Origin of the sequence: Streptococcus sp. KHUD_016, from assembly GCF_051106465.1 — a bacterium.
Taxonomy (GTDB): domain Bacteria; phylum Bacillota; class Bacilli; order Lactobacillales; family Streptococcaceae; genus Streptococcus.
The window spans coordinates 1,158,184-1,175,217 of record NZ_CP193663.1 but is presented as its reverse complement, the minus strand read 5'-3'; the positions used below and the strand labels follow the sequence as shown (position 1 = coordinate 1,175,217).

Sequence of the window (17,034 nt, the reverse complement as noted above, 5' to 3'; positions counted from 1 at the left end):
ACAGTTTTCTATTTTTCGTATAGAAAAACTGTTTTTTTACTAAAATAAATAATATTTTGGAGATTGGGAATGAAGAAAAATGCTATTCTTTATTTAGGAGTTGTTTTACTACTTGCTATTTTTCTTTTGTTTTCTTTATTTATAAATCGTAAAGAAAGTAAACATCAAGAAGTGCAATCAACTACTACTGAAGTCATAAAATCAGATTTTGAGGATATTTCAGGTGATTATATTTCTTCTACAGGTGAGAAAGCTACTGTTGCTAAAAATAATCAAAATTGGAGAATCTCATATAATACAGACGAAGGTAATGTATTTGGAGACTTTTCTACGGATTGGAAGAAAGATGGCAACAATAGGTCTTCTGTTACAGAATTTAATAAATCAGATGGAAATAAGGATTTTAAAATCTCTATTTTAGTTAATAATGTAGATGATTCATCTAACATTTTAACGGTAATTACCTTATCAGACGGAAATAAGAATCATGAAATGGTATTTGCTAGTAGGACTGATTATTTTAAAAATAGTAAGGATAATATTCTTCAAGGAGATTTAAGCGCTTTTGAAGGGACATATTCTAATGACTATTTAGAAAAAGCAATAGCGGAATCAAACTTTACTTTGTATGGGTACAGTCCTGAAGATTATTTTGAAGATAAAACCTCAGTCTTCCCCAAAATATCCAAACAAGAGGGAAATTGGCTGTTTTGGAGTGGTTCTACACATGCTCAATTCAAGCTAGATAAAAGTAAAAAACCGAAGAAAAATAATGGTTATTATGAAGTCTATTTTGTAGGGGATAATAAAAATGCAATTATTGGGCAAGAATTAGTGCTAACATTTATTCCTGCTAATGAAACTGGACCAGATAATGAGAAAATTCAAGAAAATAGAATTCTTTATGGAAAAAGTTATCTTAGACCATATAAAGTGGGTTGGTGGGAAATATACCAAAAAAATACAATTTCAGAAGTAGACTTAGATATTGAAGCGATTGAAAATGGAGATATTTCAACACTTGTTGGAAAATGGAGGAATGGTCGCGGTAAGGAATTGATAATTAATTCTGATGGAACAACTGGGGATGGAAATAGGATTAAAGTAATAAAAGATTCATCTAAGAAGAGCAGTGTTCCATATGTTAGTTTACAAAGTGGTCATACGAGTGCTGCTATTGGATTGTTTAAAATAGGTTTTAAAAATCCAATGGGTGATCAATCAGATAGCTCACGGCCGCGATTAATTATTACTCAATCAGCTGGAAATTATGATGAAGATTTTTATTATTATAGAGTAGAGGCAAGTGTTTCTCATTAGTAGGTGAAATGTTCAGTAATCAGATAGCATTTGGGCTTTTTTTCGAGTTTAATAGTTTTATGAAATACTTATTCTGATGTACCCCTCTCAGCTGAACATGAAGGCAAGTTAACCCTTCTCACAGTTGATCCAGCTGTACCAAACGGAAGTGTGATTGGGTAAAAGCAAAAAACCAACGTTAGGTACGTTGGTTTTTCTTGTTATGTGTGAGCTTTTCTAAGAGGTGGTCCATCTCCTTTTGTGACCTGAGGACAATTACTTTCTCTGGGTAGTTTTCTTGAACCCGTTGATAACGTTCTTTAGCATTCTTTGTCCGCCCATCCCAGAGAATCCATCTGATAAAGTTCCAGTCAAAGCGTTCAGGGCAGCCTGCTGCCATACTTTCTCTGACCTTTCCTCGGTATGTGAGATACCGTTTAAAGGTTCGAAAGAGACAAGTCCATGGTGAAAAGTTGAGAAAGATGATTTGGTCAGCTTCTTGCATTCTTTCCTCGTAATAGCACCAAGAGTAGTTGCCATCGATAACCCAAGCTTCATGCTTTGTGAGAAAGTTTTTCATCTCGCCCAACATCCATTCGCGGTCACTGTCTTGCCAACCAGGTTGAAATTGGAGTGTGTCCATATGCAGTTTGGGGATGGAGTAGTAGTTTGAAAACTTTTCAGCTAGAGTTGACTTGCCTGCTCCAGAATATCCTATGATTGCGATTTTCATTTTCTACCTTTTCTGATTAGAGGACAAAAAAACAGCCTCTATGGACTGTTTCTTATTTAGCAAGTTTAGCTGAAAGACGAGCTTTATCGCGGCTTGCTTTGTTTTTATGAATCAAACCTTTAGTTTCTGCTTTGTCGATAGCTGAGCTAGCAGCACGGAAAAGTTCTTCAGAAGGGTTTGCTTCGAAAGCTTTGATAGCAGTACGCATAGCTGATTTTTGAGCTGAGTTTTTTTCGTTTTGTTTAACGTTCAATTCAGCGCGTTTGATAGCTGATTTAATGTTTGCCAATGTTCTTACCTCCATATTTACTAACTATACCATTATATATGAAAACTTAGGTTTTGACAAGGGGAAATTATTTTTTTAGGTAAATTTCATCAATTTCATGGTTTTTAGTCTTGTGGAGAATAACCTCAGCGCGATTCCTTGTCGGTTCGATATAGTTTTGTAGATTTGTGAGATTAATGCTGGTCCAAACCTGGTGTGCAAAGGCTTCAACTTCTCCAATTGGCATTTGTGTAAAGCGGTGGTAGTAGCTGTTGGGATCATTTTGGGCAAAGCTGAGGAGTTTTAAGAAACGATCCAGATACCAACTTTCAATGTCCTCGACAGCAGCATCCACATAGATGGAGAAATCAAAGAAATCAGTGATGTAAAGGCGCTCATTTTGAGGGTTTTGAAAGACATTGATGCCCTCGACAATGACAAAATCAGCAGCTCTGACACGTTGTTTCTCTCCAGGAACGATGTCATACACTTCATGAGAATAGACAGGAATATCAACATCTTGCCCATTCTTTAGACGATCAAGAAAATTCAGCAAAGTTTCCATATCATAACTTTCAGGAAAACCTTTGCGATTTAAGATATCTTGGTCAATCAAGGTTTGATTGGGATAGAGAAAACCGTCAGTTGTCACCAATTCTACAGTAGCATCTGGGAGAGTACGTGATAAAAGAATCTGAAGTAAGCGACTAGTGGTCGATTTGCCCACAGCAACACTACCAGAAACCCCAATAATAAAAGGTTGGGATTTGCTTTCACGTTGGAGAAAAATTCCTTTTGAAAAAGCCAAATCATCCTTGGTGCGCTTGTAAATATGGATAAGATGAACTAGGGGAAGATAGACATCTGTTACGTCCTGTAGACTAATCTGGTCATTGAAACTCTTGATGGATTCTAACTCTTCCTCTGTCAAGGGAGGGGTTGTTTTGCGATGCAATGATTGCCAAGTCTGGCGACTGATTTTTTCAAAATGTAAAAATTCGTTGGTCATTTGTTTTCCCCTAGATATTTTGTTTATCATACCATAAAAAGCTAAAAAAATAAAGCGGTTTCTTGATGGTAGTAAGTCAATATCGTATAATAGAGGTAGATGGAGGTTGAATAATTTAATGATGAGATAGAGAATGGTTTCTGAAGACTTATCAGTTATTGAAAGTGGGCTTTGTGGTTCACAACTTATAGGAGGTGTGTCATGAAAATCTTAAAACGTTATATATTGGAACTCTGTTTTATTTTAAGTTTTGCCTTACCTTTTATAAAAGGAGTCAATGCGGATAATGGTAGACGCTTTGTGGAAATCTATTACGGTTTTACTTTTTTGATGGAACATGCTATTGTAACAGTTGTCTTTATCTGTTCGCTCTTGATTGCTTTCATACTAAAAAAACGGTGGACGAAATGGCTTGCTGCGGGTAGTTATTTCTTTTTAGTCCTATGGATTGCTACAGAGGGTTATTTATTCCGTATGTCACTAGAAGATTTGATACGACTTTGGACAAGTTTGGAAATCTTGACACAAACTTATCAGTTGGGTTTTTATCTAAACATCATATTGGGAATCTTGTTGATAATAAAGTATTTTAAGGTTAAGAAATAGTAATAAAAATGCGCCCGATTGCAGACGAACTGTTTTTTCCTGACTATGATAATTTGTAGTTCCCGATAGATTGTAATGTATTTCTAATAATTGAAAGAGATTGAAGAAAAGGTTTTTTGACTAGGATTCTTCAGTCTTTTTCATTTGATCATCACTTTGTAAACGATTTACAATTCAAGCCAAATTATGGTAAAATAGTTTTATGAGTAAAATGTATTATGCAGAAAATCCTGATGCTGCTCACGACATTCATGAGTTGAGAGTGGAGTTGTTGGGAGAAAACATGACCTTTTTGACGGATGCGGGTGTTTTTAGCAAGAAAATGGTTGACTTTGGGAGTCAGCTCTTGCTCAAGTGTCTAGAGGTTAACAAAGGAGAAACTGTTCTTGATGTAGGTTGTGGTTATGGGCCATTGGGTTTGTCGTTAGCCAAGGCTTATGGAGTTCAGGCAACCATGGTCGATATCAATAATCGTGCCTTGGACCTAGCGCGACAAAATGCTGAACGTAATAAAGTAGAAGCAACGATTTTCCAATCCAATATCTATGAACAAGTTGAAGGGAAGTTTGACCATGTTATTTCTAATCCGCCGATTCGAGCGGGCAAACAGGTTGTTCATGAGATTATCGAAAAGAGCAGAGATTTCTTGAATGACGGAGGAGATTTAACCATTGTCATTCAGAAAAAACAAGGAGCTCCAAGTGCTAAAAGTAAGATGGAAGACGTTTTCGGAAATTGTGAAATCGTAAAGAAAGATAAGGGATATTATATCCTTAGAAGTGTGAAAGAATGAGAGCAGTTGATTTAATTCAAAAGAAACGAGATGGTCAAGAACTGACTTCAAATGAAATCAAGTGGCTGGTAGAAGGCTATGTGGCTGGAACTATTCCAGACTATCAGATGTCTGCTTTTGCTATGGCTGTTTATTTTAAAGGAATGACCACACGTGAGATTTCTGATCTGACGATGAATATGGTTAAAACAGGTCAGGAGTTTGATTTGTCAGCTATTGAGGGGGTTAAAGTTGACAAGCATTCGACTGGTGGTGTAGGTGATAAGGTGACCTTGATTTTGGCTCCCCTTGTTGCGAGTTTCGGCGTGCCTGTTGCTAAGATGAGTGGTCGTGGTCTTGGCCATACTGGTGGGACAATTGATAAATTGGAGTCCATCAAGGGCTACCAAGTCGAGCGAAGTCAAGAGGATTTCATTCGTCAGGTACAGGACATTGGTGTATCTGTCATTGGGCAGTCAGATCAGCTGGTTAAAGCAGATAAACTTCTCTATGCCCTCCGAGATGTGACCGCAACTGTCGACACGATTCCTTTGATTGCGAGTTCGGTGATGAGCAAGAAAATTGCTGCAGGAGCGGATGCCATTTTGCTAGATGTAACGGTCGGTGAGGGTGCCTTTATGAAGACGGTTGATGAGGCACGCGAATTGGCTCAAACCATGGTGGATCTTGGTAAGGCAGTTGGTCGAAAGACGGTAGCAGTTATTACCGATATGAGCCAACCCTTGGGACGAGCCATTGGCAATCGTCTCGAAATCCTTGAGGCAATCGAGATTCTTCAAGGAAAAGGTCGAGAAGATATTAGTCACTTTATCTGCGAGTTAGCTCAGATTATGCTTGGATTGGCTGATGTTGAGAAAACGATCGAGGAAATCCGTCAACACCTGGAAAATGGCCAAGCACTGGCTAAGTTTGAAGAAATGGTAACAGCACAAGGCGGTGATTTAGAAGATCTTTATCGCCCCGTCAAAGTTGCCCATGTGGTGGAAATTCCAGCTCAAGATACGGGTGTTATTTCAGCTCTTCCTGCAATGGAATTTGGCCTCTATGCCATGAGACTAGGAGCTGGTCGTGCAATCAAGTCTGATGACTTGGACTATGAAACAGGGATTGTTTTTGAGAAGAAGGTTGGAGACTCCGTTCAAAAAGGGGAAATTGTTGCAAAAGTTTATACAAATGGAAAAATTTCTTCTGAACTAGTTACAGAATTTCAAAAATATGTTAAAATAAATGATGGAGTGCAAAGTTTACGAGAAATTATAGAAATTATCTCATAAAACCAGGGAGAATCCGAATATGAAGTTAAATAAATATATTGATCATACGCTTTTAAAGCAAGATGCAAGCCAAGAACAAATTGATTGTTTGCTATCTGAAGCGCGTGAGTATGACTTTGCCAGCGTTTGTGTTAATCCCACATGGGTGAAACATGCGAAAACAGGGCTTGAAGGCTCAGATGTAAAAGTTTGTACAGTAGTAGGTTTTCCTTTGGGAGCAACAACTTCAGCTGTGAAAGCTTTTGAAACAAAAGAAGCTGTCCAAAATGGTGCAGATGAGATTGATATGGTTATCAATGTCGGTGCTCTCAAATCAGGCAATCTGGATTTAGTTGAATCGGACATCCGTGCTGTCGTAGAAGCAAGTGGTGACAAGTTGGTGAAGGTCATTATTGAAGCTTGCTTGTTGACAGACGATGAAAAGGTTGTGGCTTGCCAATTATCCCAGAAAGCAGGCGCTGACTTTGTCAAAACATCAACTGGATTTTCAACTGGTGGTGCCACTATTGAGGATGTTCAGTTGATGCGTAAAACAGTCGGACCAGATATGGGAGTTAAGGCAGCTGGTGGAGCTCGTTCATATGCGGATGCTGTCGCTTTTGTGGAAGCAGGTGCTACTCGTATTGGAACATCCGCTGGTGTAGCAATCTTAAAAGGAGAATTGGCTGATGGCGACTACTGAGTTAATTGAACTAGCAATTGAAACCAGCAAGAATGCCTACGTGCCCTATTCTCACTTTCCTATCGGAGCTGTTTTAGTAGCCAAGGATGGTAGTATTTATACAGGTGTGAACATCGAGAATGCTAGTTATCCCTTGACTAACTGTGGGGAACGTACAGCTATCTTCAAGGCAGTCTCTGAGGGGAAACGGGAATTTTCAGAATTGATTGTCTACGGACAAACTGAAAAACCCATCTCGCCATGTGGTGCTTGCCGCCAGGTCATGGTTGAATTTTTTGAACAAGATCTAAAAGTGACTTTAGTCGCTAAAGATAAATCGACGGTCGAGATGACGGTCGGGGAGTTACTTCCATACTCATTTACAGACTTAAATTAGTCTGGGCCGCTCTTGTAGTGGCTGTGGTCCTTGTGGCCAACCAATCCATACTTGCAACATCGTTGCACATCTTATTTAGGAGGTTCAGTAATGAACAAGAAACAATGGCTAGGCCTTGGTCTAGTTGCAGTAGCAGCAGTTGGACTTGCTGCATGTGGTAACCGCTCTTCTCGTAACGCAGCTTCATCTTCATCAGAAATGAAGACCAAAGCAGCAATCGTAACAGATACTGGTGGTGTTGATGATAAATCATTTAACCAATCAGCTTGGGAAGGTTTGCAAGACTGGGGTAAAGAACACAATCTTTCTAAAGATAAAGGTTACACTTACTTCCAATCAACAAGCGAAGCAGACTATGCTAACAACTTGCAACAAGCGGCTGGAAGTTACAACCTGATCTTCGGTGTTGGTTTTGCCCTTCACAATGCAGTTGAGGAAGCAGCAAAAGACCACTCTGACCTAAATTATGTCTTGATTGATGATGTGATTGAAGGTCAAAATAATGTTGCGAGCGTAAGATTTGCGGATAACGAAGCAGCTTACCTTGCTGGTGTTGCAGCAGCGAAAACTACGAAAACAAAACAAGTTGGTTTTGTAGGTGGTATCGAATCTGAAGTTATTTCACGTTTTGCAGCTGGATTCAAAGCTGGTGTTGAGTCAGTAGACCCATCTATCAAAGTCCAAGTTGACTACGCTGGTTCATTTGGTGATGCTGCCAAAGGTAAAACAATTGCAGCAGCTCAATACGCTGCCGGTGCAGACGTTGTCTACCAAGCAGCTGGTGGTACAGGTGCTGGTGTCTTTGCTGAAGCAAAATCATTGAACGAAAACAAAAATGAAAACGAAAAAGTTTGGGTTATCGGTGTAGACCGTGACCAAGCAGCAGAAGGTAAATACACTTCTAAAGATGGTAAAGAATCTAACTTTGTTCTTGTATCTACATTGAAACAAGTTGGTACAACTGTAAAAGATATTGCCAACAAAACAGAAAAAGGTGAATTCCCTGGTGGACAAGTGATTGTTTACTCATTGAAAGATAAAGGGGTTGAGCTAGCAGTAACAAACCTTTCAGAAGAAGGTAAAAAAGCTGTTGAAGATGCAAAAGCTAAAATCCTTGACGGAAGCGTAAAAGTTCCTGAAAAATAATGGATAAAAGTCATTTCTTAGGAAGCGGCCATTGGTCGCTTCTTTAAGAATTGAGGCAATTTTTGTCTCAATAGAGCTTGTTAATGTGATTAGCAGGTTTTATTGAAATAAAATAAACCTCTGAAAGGAAGAGCATATGGCACACGAAAATGTCATTGAGATGCGGGATATTACCAAGGTGTTTGGTGAATTTGTAGCAAACGACAAAATCAACTTGCAACTGCGAAAAGGTGAAATCCATGCACTTTTAGGAGAAAATGGAGCGGGTAAATCCACTCTGATGAATATGCTGGCAGGACTTCTTGAACCAACGAGTGGTGAAATTGTGGTGAATGGTCAGGTTGTAAAACTAGACTCACCATCTAAAGCCGCTGGTCTTGGAATTGGGATGGTTCACCAACATTTCATGTTGGTTGAAGCTTTTACAGTAGCTGAGAATATCATTTTAGGGAGTGAAATCACTAAAAATGGTGTTCTAGATATAGCTGGTGCTACTAAAGAAATCAAGGCTCTTTCTGAACGTTATGGTTTGGCAGTGGATCCAGCTGCTAAGGTGGCGGATATTTCCGTTGGTGCCCAACAACGTGTAGAGATCTTGAAAACACTCTATCGTGGTGCTGATATCCTTATCTTTGACGAACCTACAGCCGTATTGACTCCTTCAGAGATTGATGAGTTGATGGCAATCATGAAAAACCTTGTCAAAGAAGGGAAGTCTATCATTTTGATTACCCATAAACTGGATGAGATTCGTGCGGTATCGAATCGAGTCACGGTTATCCGTCGTGGGAAATCAATCCAGACGGTTGAAATCGCAGGAGCAACAAATGCGGACTTGGCAGAAATGATGGTTGGACGCTCAGTCTCCTTTAAAACGGAAAAACGAGCACCGCAACCAAAAGAAGTGGTCTTGTCTATCAAAGACTTGGTTGTCAATGAGAACCGAGGTGTACCAGCTGTGAAGAATCTTTCTTTGGATGTTCGTGCTGGTGAAATTGTCGGTATTGCAGGTATTGATGGCAATGGTCAATCTGAACTCATTCAAGCCATTACTGGTCTTCGTAAGGTTGAGTCAGGTAGCGTTGAATTAAAAGGCAAATCAATCGTGGGGATGCATCCTCGACAAATTACAGAACTAAGCGTGGGGCACGTTCCTGAGGATCGTCACCGTGATGGCTTGATTTTGGAGATGATGATTTCAGAAAATATCGCTCTTCAAACCTACTACAAAGAACCACTCAGCAAAAATGGCATCTTGAACTATGCCAATATCACTTCAAATGCCAAGAAATTGATGGAAGAATTTGACGTCCGTGCGGCAAGCGAATTTGTTCCAGCGGCAGCTCTTTCAGGAGGAAATCAACAAAAAGCGATTATCGCTCGTGAGATTGATCGTGATCCTGATCTCCTTATCGTCAGCCAGCCAACTCGTGGTTTGGATGTCGGTGCCATTGAATATATCCACAAACGTTTGATTGAAGAGCGTGATAACGGTAAGGCTGTCCTTGTTGTCAGCTTTGAATTGGATGAGATTTTAAATGTCTCAGACCGAATTGCTGTTATTCACGATGGTAAGATTCAAGGTATTGTATCGCCAGAAACAACTAACAAACAAGAACTTGGTGTCTTGATGGCAGGTGGAAACTTGGGAAAGGAGAAGAGTGATGTCTAAAAAATTACAACAAATTTCGGTTCCCTTGATTTCCGTATTCTTAGGAATCTTGCTCGGAGCCATTGTCATGTGGATCTTCGGATATGATGCTATCTGGGGCTATGAGGAGTTGTTCTATACAGCTTTTGGTAGCCTCCGTGGAATTGGAGAAATTTTCCGTGCCATGGGTCCTCTTGTCTTGATAGGTCTTGGTTTCGCAGTTGCCAGTCGAGCAGGTTTCTTTAACGTTGGACTTCCTGGTCAGGCTCTTGCGGGTTGGATCCTCAGTGGTTGGTTTGCCTTGTCAAATCCAGACATGCCTCGTCTCGTTTTGATTCCATTAACAGTGATCATTGCTTTGATTGCAGGTGGAATTGTTGGTGCGATTCCAGGTATCCTCAGAGCTTATCTCGGTACGTCAGAGGTTATCGTGACCATCATGATGAACTACATTGTATTGTATGTGGGAAATGCCTTTATTCATGCCTTTCCGAAAGATATTATGCAAAGTACAGACTCAACGATTCGTGTTAGTGCCAATGCTACTTACCAGACACGATGGTTATCAGAGTTGACTGGAAATTCCCGTATGAATATCGGAATCTTCTTTGCAATCATTGCTGTAGCTGTGATTTGGTTCTTGCTCAAGAAAACGACTCTCGGTTTTGAAATTCGTGCAGTTGGTCTTAATCCCCATGCTTCAGAGTACGCTGGTATTTCAGCAAAACGTACAATCATTCTATCAATGATTATCTCTGGTGCCTTGGCTGGTCTTGGTGGAGCTGTCGAAGGTCTTGGAACCTTCCAAAACGTTTACGTTCAGGGATCATCATTGGCTATCGGATTTAACGGGATGGCAGTTAGTTTGCTTGCTGGAAATTCCCCAATTGGAATTCTCTTTGCAGCCTTCTTATTTGGAGTTTTGCAAGTAGGAGCACCGGGTATGAATGCAGCACAAGTTCCGTCTGAGCTTGTCAGCATTGTAACAGCGTCTATTATCTTCTTTGTCAGCGTTCACTACATTATCGAACGCTTTGTCAAACCTAAAAAACAAGTTAAAGGAGGTAAGTAAGGATGTCTATTACAACATTACTCACCCTCTTGGTCTCTTCTATGCTGATTTATTCAGCACCACTTATTTTTACGAGTATCGGGGGAGTTTTCTCTGAACGTGGTGGTGTCGTTAACGTTGGTCTTGAAGGAATTATGGTTATGGGAGCCTTTTCTGGGGTTGTCTTTAACCTTGAATTTGCAGAACAACTTGGAGCGGCGACCCCTTGGATTTCCTTGTTAGTTGCTGGTATCGTGGGAGCTATTTTCTCCCTCATCCATGCAGTCGCTACAGTTCATTTCCGTGCGGACCATGTTGTCAGTGGTACAGTATTGAACTTGATGGCTCCTGCCCTAGCAGTTTTCTTGGTTAAAGTTCTTTATAACAAAGGACAAACGGATAACTTAAGCCAGACTTTTGGACGTTTTGATTTCCCAGTTTTGGCTGATATCCCTGTGATTGGAGATATCTTCTTCAAGTCAACCAGTCTACTAGGTTATATCGCGATTGCCTTCTCATTCTTTGCATGGTTTATTCTCTTTAAGACACGTTTTGGTCTTCGCCTTCGCTCTGTTGGTGAACACCCTCAAGCAGCGGATACCTTGGGGATCAATGTCTACAAAATGAGATATCTTGGGGTTGTTATTTCAGGTTTACTTGGTGGAATTGGGGGAGCGATTTATGCTCAATCAATCTCAGTTAACTTCTCAGTGACAACTATTGTCGGTCCTGGATTTATCGCCCTTGCTGCGATGATCTTTGGTAAATGGAACCCAATTGGTGCAATGCTTTCTAGTCTTTTCTTTGGACTTTCACAAAGTTTGGCAGTTATCGGTTCTCAATTACCTTTCCTGCAAGGAGTGCCAGCGGTTTACCTTCAAATCGCGCCTTATGTCTTGACCATTCTTGTCTTGGCAGCCTTCTTTGGAAAAGCAGTTGCACCTAAGGCAGACGGTATCAACTACATCAAGTCAAAATAAGCATACAAAAAAACGTCAGTTTCAAACTGGCGTTTTATTTTTTAGGATTTTGATGTGTCAAGTTTAGTCCCCAAGGAACGAGATTTTCAGTTTTATTTTTGATACGTGTGATATTATCCTTGTGACGAATGATAATCAAGCTAGCAAGTGCTAGGATAATCAAAATGAAGAGAGGGTCATAGCTGTTTAGGATAAAACCAAATAGTGGAAATAGGAGAACTCCGATAACGGCTGCGATAGAAGCGGTAACGCTAGACAGTGAAATCATACTACCTAGATAGAGGCTTCCAAAGAATACGATTGCTAGATAGAGACAGAAGGCAGGCGCAAATCCGAAAACAACTCCAGCACTGGTTGCGACAGCTTTGCCCCCTTTAAATCCTGCAAAGATAGGGAAAGTATGTCCAATGACAGCCAAAAGACCAAATACAAGAGGTGATACACCTTGAAGGTGGAAAAGGATTGGAAGGAGAGTGGCCAAGGTTCCTTTAAAGAAGTCAATCACAAAGGTTGCCATACCCGCTTTCTTACCTAAAATTCGGAAAGTATTGGTTGTTCCGGTGTTTCCAGAACCATGTTCACGCAGATTTGTTTGAAAGAAGATTTGTCCAATCCAAAGACCAGACGGAATCGAACCTAGCAGATAAGCTAAAATTAATAATACAAATGTCATCATAGTACTATTATACCATGAAATGATATAGAAAGTCAGAGAATATCCTGTGAAATTGTGACAGCTGAAAGGGAAAAGCTTTGCAAAATCGCTAGAAAACCTGTAAAATAGAAAAGATGAACAAATAGGAGGTTCCTTGTGTCAAAAAAGGAAATCAATATTAATAACTACAATGATGACGCCATTCAGGTGCTAGAAGGGTTGGATGCGGTCCGTAAACGTCCAGGGATGTATATTGGATCGACTGACGGTGCGGGTCTCCATCACCTAGTCTGGGAAATAGTGGACAATGCAGTCGATGAGGCCTTGTCTGGATTTGGTGACCGCATTGATGTAACTATCAATAAAGACGGAAGTCTAACAGTAGAGGACCATGGTCGTGGGATGCCGACTGGGATGCACGCCATGGGAATTCCAACTGTAGAGGTTATCTTTACCATTCTCCATGCCGGAGGAAAATTCGGACAAGGTGGTTACAAGACTTCTGGTGGTCTTCACGGAGTTGGTTCTTCTGTAGTCAACGCCCTCTCTAGTTGGCTGGAAGTGGAAATTACGCGTGATGGTGCAGTCTACAAGCAACGTTTTGAAAATGGTGGGAAGCCCGTAACAACTCTTGAAAAGGTTGGAACAGCACCTAAGTCTAAGACAGGTACTAAAGTTACCTTTATGCCGGATGCTAGTATCTTTTCTACGACAGATTTCAAGTACAATACCATTTCAGAGCGTCTTAATGAGTCAGCCTTTCTCTTAAAAAATGTAACCTTGTCATTAACAGACAAACGAACAGATGAATCTATCGAATTCCATTATGAGAACGGGGTACAAGACTTTGTTTCTTACCTCAATGAAGACAAGGAAACCTTGACGCCAGTCCTATACTTTGAAGGCGAAGACAATAGTTTCCAAGTGGAAGTTGCCCTCCAGTACAATGATGGTTTTTCAGATAATATTCTATCCTTTGTCAATAACGTTCGCACGAAAGATGGTGGAACGCATGAGACAGGACTTAAGTCTGCCATTACCAAGGTTATGAATGACTACGCTCGTAAAACGGGACTTCTCAAGGAAAAAGATAAAAACCTTGAGGGTTCAGATTATCGTGAGGGACTTGCAGCCGTTCTTTCTATCCTAGTTCCTGAAGAACACCTCCAGTTTGAAGGTCAGACCAAGGATAAACTAGGGAGTCCTCTGGCTCGTCCTGTTGTAGATGGAATTGTGGCTGATAAGTTGACCTTCTTCCTCATGGAAAATGGAGAACTAGCTTCTAATCTCATTCGCAAGGCTATCAAGGCCCGTGATGCTCGTGAAGCAGCACGTAAGGCGCGTGATGAGAGCCGAAATGGCAAGAAGAATAAGAAAGACAAGGGCTTGCTTTCTGGTAAATTAACGCCAGCCCAGTCTAAAAATCCAGCTAAGAATGAACTCTATCTAGTCGAGGGTGACTCTGCCGGTGGTTCTGCCAAACAAGGTCGTGACCGCAAGTTCCAGGCTATCTTACCTCTTCGTGGTAAGGTGATTAATACAGCCAAGGCTAAGATGGCGGATATCCTCAAAAATGAAGAAATTAATACCATGATTTATACCATTGGTGCGGGTGTGGGTGCAGACTTCTCCATTGAAGATGCCAACTATGACAAGATCATTATCATGACCGATGCGGACACCGATGGTGCCCATATCCAGACCTTGCTCTTGACATTTTTCTATCGTTACATGCGTCCGCTAGTTGAGGCAGGCCATGTCTATATTGCCCTTCCGCCTCTTTACAAGATGTCCAAAGGCAAAGGCAAGAAAGAAGAAGTAGCTTATGCTTGGACAGACGGAGAACTAGAAGAACTCCGCAAACAGTTTGGTAAAGGCGCAACCCTCCAACGCTACAAGGGACTTGGTGAAATGAACGCAGATCAGCTCTGGGAAACAACCATGAATCCAGAAACCCGCACTCTTATCCGTGTCACCATCGAAGACCTAGCACGCGCTGAACGTCGCGTCAATGTCCTCATGGGAGACAAGGTTGAACCACGCCGTAAATGGATTGAAGATAATGTTAAGTTTACGCTGGAGGAAGCGACAGTGTTTTAAGGAGTATGAATAATGGATAGTTCCGGACATTCGATTTTTGGAAGTTATTTGGGTTTGATTTTCTTAGTTTCTTTACCCTCGGCTATTCTTGCATTCTACATCAATAGTCGAAAAAAAAGTTTCCAAGGATTATATGCACCGATTGTATTTACTTTATTTATGATCTTGATGCTTTTATTTAATATGGATTCCTCAGAATCCAGTGCTTTAGTAGCGACTGCTATTATGCTGTTTATTGGTTTTCCTTTGATAGCAGGAGCCTTAGTCTACACACTTATTCGATTGTGTTACGTCTATCCGGAGAAACGGTGGAAGGCTTTTTTGATTTTCCTATCCTATGTTTTAGGCCCCCTATCTGTAGGTATTCTGGGATGGTATGTGGTAAATTTAGTTCAGATCCATCTGTTGACATTCTTGGTAATGATTTTGATGATTCTAGTTTCCTATCTTCCTCCTCTCTATCTCCATTACACCAAACGAAATCAGTAAGACACAGAATACTTTTTGGTAGGGAATAGTGATTAATTGCTTAGATTATGTAAGAGATGGCAAATGGTTTACGATATATAATGAAAAACAATTTCAAACAGCTCTAAGTGATGAAGGAGAGAAATATGAGAACAGAACCCTAAATGCTTGGACTGATTTTAGGAACAGTTAAAACTTTAAAAGTTGACGCTGATAAGAACTCAAGTATCTCCTCTTCAATAATCTGACGGATGACCTCACTCAAGCCCGTTTTTTTCAGGGGGTGGATGCTTCATATTATTACGAAGGGTATAAACTTTACCATACAGGGGAGTTGTAAAGTTCAAGTAAAGGCGACGATCATCTTTTGCATGTAAACAATCGCTAAAACTATTGGAGGTGCTGGATTGATTACGTTATTAATGATGCCTTTTTTCCTTGTTCTCTTGGCCATTTTTGGAATTATATATGATTTAATGAACAATAAAGGTAGAAAAGAGTGTGCTCGTACAGTATCTTTGTTTATATTGAACATCCTCACTATTGGTATCTGTCTATTAGATCTACCAATGGAAAGTAAACCATACTCAGGAATAGGGTTTATCTTATTTTATGCACTTGCCTTCACACCTTTGATGATTGTTTTTTCACTATATACTCTCTATCGGATTGGAAAACATTATAGGTTTTTTAAGAGTAAGTTTGCTATAACACTTCGATTCAATGCTATTTTACTTTTCCTTCTTTCATTAGTAAATACTTTTGTATTATGGAGAAGCTTTCAAATATATCATAGAAACGATATGAATTTGTTATATTTTATTTTAATCGTTTTGGGGATTTGTTCAACTATCCAATTGATCGTAGGAGAGCTTGAGAAGAAAAGAATACGAGGCATCCAAAAACAAGAGGAGCAAGACGGCAATGAAAAATAATTCTATAAAAGATATGTGCAGACAACATAGAAGTGAAGCGCAAATGCTGAGATTAATTTTACAAACCGCAAAAAGTCTAAAAGTCGAGGCTGTCGCCATGTCCGGTTCACGAACTGATACAAAAGCACCAAAAGATGAGTTTCAAGATTATGATGTTGTTTATGTCGTGGACGACTTAGATAATCTAACGAGTAATCTTGCTTGGTTGGACCAGTTTGGAACACGTATCATTGAGCAGCATAATGTTCTAGGTAACCGTCGACTTTATCTCATGCTCTTTGAAGATGGAAATCGGATTGATTTGACCCTCTGTCCTACGGAATATATTCAAGAGTGGGTGGATAGTGAAGCTGATTATACAGTTTTGAAAGATGAGAAAGGCTTGTTTGTGCCCTATTCTCCAAATCCTCAACGTTACTGGACAAACCCAGCTAGTGCGATTGATTTTCAAAAAGCCTGCAATGAATTTTGGTGGGTGTCAGCTTACGTGGTCAAAGGAATCTGTCGCAAGCAAGTCATCTATGCTACTGACCATCTCTATGGGATTTGTCAGCAAGAACTCTTGAAGGTCGTGGCTTGGCAAGTTGCAGCTGATAAGGGGACGATTGATATTGGTAAGAACTATAAATATCTCTTTAACTATCTACCTGCTGAGAAAGAGAAACAATTCTCGAACCTACTTGATTTCTCAAGTTTAGAAAAACTCACTCAGTCTTTATTTGCTACCATGGAACTTTTCCATCAAGAGGCTCATTTCCTTGCTCAAAAAGAGGGATTTGACTATGATATGGAAGTAGCTGAGAAGATGATTGAGTATGCTGAGGAGAGACTTTCAAATCACTAACTAAATGAAGTATATAATTTAAAAGATTAAACTACAGAAAAGATAGTTTAGTTATATATAGTAACTGAACACGGGACTAATTTCTGTAAATTATCCCTTATTCTATAAAAACCACTCTACATTCTTTGAAAGGAGTTGAACACGCCCTAAATACTGTGTGAAAA

General features: G+C 40.0%; 18 protein-coding genes. 14 read left to right on the top strand and 4 right to left on the bottom strand.

Annotated elements, in window-relative coordinates; translation table 11 throughout:
• Nucleotides 1-69: 69 nt before the first annotated feature.
• Complete coding sequence (locus ACORHV_RS05505; RefSeq protein WP_000739018.1) at nt 70-1,320, top strand: DUF6287 domain-containing protein; 1,251 nt, start codon at nt 70-72, stop codon at nt 1,318-1,320.
• 178 nt (nt 1,321-1,498) lie between these two features.
• On the opposite strand, the gene ACORHV_RS05500 is transcribed toward ACORHV_RS05505, so the two are convergent.
• The 3 genes from ACORHV_RS05500 to coaA form a co-directional block, all read right to left on the bottom strand.
• Nucleotides 1,499-2,032 carry a DNA topology modulation protein gene (locus ACORHV_RS05500; protein WP_434397700.1) on the bottom strand — a complete coding sequence of 178 codons (534 nt, stop codon included), beginning with the start codon at nt 2,030-2,032 and terminating at the stop codon, nt 1,499-1,501.
• A gap of 52 nt (nt 2,033-2,084) precedes the next feature.
• Nucleotides 2,085-2,321, bottom strand: a complete 237-nt coding sequence (rpsT, locus tag ACORHV_RS05495) for a 30S ribosomal protein S20 (RefSeq protein WP_001274000.1) — start codon at nt 2,319-2,321, stop codon at nt 2,085-2,087.
• Nucleotides 2,322-2,388: 67 nt separating this feature from the next.
• Entirely contained in the window at nt 2,389-3,309 is a 921-nt protein-coding gene (gene coaA, locus ACORHV_RS05490) for a type I pantothenate kinase (protein WP_434397698.1), read from the bottom strand.
• A 201-nt stretch (nt 3,310-3,510) separates the two neighbouring features.
• On the opposite strand from coaA, the gene ACORHV_RS05485 reads away from it, so the two are divergent.
• From ACORHV_RS05485 to ACORHV_RS05445, 9 genes are all read left to right on the top strand, one after another.
• Nucleotides 3,511-3,915, top strand: coding sequence for a hypothetical protein (locus tag ACORHV_RS05485; RefSeq protein ID WP_061427577.1), 405 nt, complete (start codon nt 3,511-3,513; stop codon nt 3,913-3,915).
• Between the two features lie 202 nt (nt 3,916-4,117).
• Nucleotides 4,118-4,708: a class I SAM-dependent methyltransferase gene (locus tag ACORHV_RS05480; RefSeq protein WP_434397695.1), complete on the top strand. Its 591-nt coding sequence runs from the start codon at nt 4,118-4,120 to the stop codon at nt 4,706-4,708.
• A complete protein-coding gene (locus tag ACORHV_RS05475) occupies nt 4,705-5,982 on the top strand; it encodes a pyrimidine-nucleoside phosphorylase (RefSeq protein ID WP_434397693.1) in 1,278 nt (425 codons plus the stop codon). The genes ACORHV_RS05480 and ACORHV_RS05475 overlap by 4 nt, the downstream gene beginning before the upstream one ends.
• Nucleotides 5,983-6,001: 19 nt before the next feature.
• Nucleotides 6,002-6,664: a deoxyribose-phosphate aldolase gene (deoC, locus tag ACORHV_RS05470; protein WP_000773690.1), complete on the top strand. Its 663-nt coding sequence runs from the start codon at nt 6,002-6,004 to the stop codon at nt 6,662-6,664.
• Nucleotides 6,651-7,040 (top strand): cytidine deaminase, encoded by a 390-nt coding sequence (locus tag ACORHV_RS05465; RefSeq protein WP_000246104.1) that lies wholly within the window; start codon nt 6,651-6,653, stop codon nt 7,038-7,040. Before deoC ends, ACORHV_RS05465 begins: the two co-directional genes overlap by 14 nt.
• A gap of 90 nt (nt 7,041-7,130) precedes the next feature.
• On the top strand, nt 7,131-8,186 hold the full coding sequence (locus tag ACORHV_RS05460; protein WP_001036152.1) for a BMP family lipoprotein: 1,056 nt from the start codon (nt 7,131-7,133) through the stop codon (nt 8,184-8,186).
• A 136-nt stretch (nt 8,187-8,322) separates the two neighbouring features.
• Nucleotides 8,323-9,858 (top strand): ABC transporter ATP-binding protein, encoded by a 1,536-nt coding sequence (locus tag ACORHV_RS05455; protein WP_049477644.1) that lies wholly within the window; start codon nt 8,323-8,325, stop codon nt 9,856-9,858.
• Entirely contained in the window at nt 9,851-10,909 is a 1,059-nt protein-coding gene (locus tag ACORHV_RS05450) for an ABC transporter permease (protein WP_434397690.1), read from the top strand. Before ACORHV_RS05455 ends, ACORHV_RS05450 begins: the two co-directional genes overlap by 8 nt.
• 2 nt (nt 10,910-10,911) lie before the next feature.
• A complete protein-coding gene (locus ACORHV_RS05445; RefSeq protein ID WP_049519642.1) occupies nt 10,912-11,868 on the top strand; it encodes an ABC transporter permease in 957 nt (318 codons plus the stop codon).
• A gap of 34 nt (nt 11,869-11,902) precedes the next feature.
• Here ACORHV_RS05445 and plsY read toward each other — a convergent pair whose 3' ends face one another.
• Nucleotides 11,903-12,544: a glycerol-3-phosphate 1-O-acyltransferase PlsY gene (plsY, locus tag ACORHV_RS05440; RefSeq protein ID WP_434397687.1), complete on the bottom strand. Its 642-nt coding sequence runs from the start codon at nt 12,542-12,544 to the stop codon at nt 11,903-11,905.
• A 135-nt stretch (nt 12,545-12,679) separates the two neighbouring features.
• On the opposite strand from plsY, the gene parE reads away from it, so the two are divergent.
• The 4 genes from parE to ACORHV_RS05420 all read left to right on the top strand — a co-directional run bounded on the left by parE (nt 12,680) and on the right by ACORHV_RS05420 (nt 16,870).
• Nucleotides 12,680-14,623, top strand: a complete 1,944-nt coding sequence (gene parE, locus ACORHV_RS05435; protein ID WP_434397685.1) for a DNA topoisomerase IV subunit B — start codon at nt 12,680-12,682, stop codon at nt 14,621-14,623.
• A gap of 12 nt (nt 14,624-14,635) precedes the next feature.
• A complete protein-coding gene (locus ACORHV_RS05430; protein WP_000378451.1) occupies nt 14,636-15,112 on the top strand; it encodes a hypothetical protein in 477 nt (158 codons plus the stop codon).
• 401 nt (nt 15,113-15,513) lie between these two features.
• A complete protein-coding gene (locus ACORHV_RS05425) occupies nt 15,514-16,026 on the top strand; it encodes a hypothetical protein (protein WP_000982617.1) in 513 nt (170 codons plus the stop codon).
• Nucleotides 16,016-16,870 (top strand): aminoglycoside 6-adenylyltransferase, encoded by an 855-nt coding sequence (locus ACORHV_RS05420; protein WP_000794837.1) that lies wholly within the window; start codon nt 16,016-16,018, stop codon nt 16,868-16,870. The genes ACORHV_RS05425 and ACORHV_RS05420 overlap by 11 nt, the downstream gene beginning before the upstream one ends.
• Nucleotides 16,871-17,034: the final 164 nt, after the last annotated feature.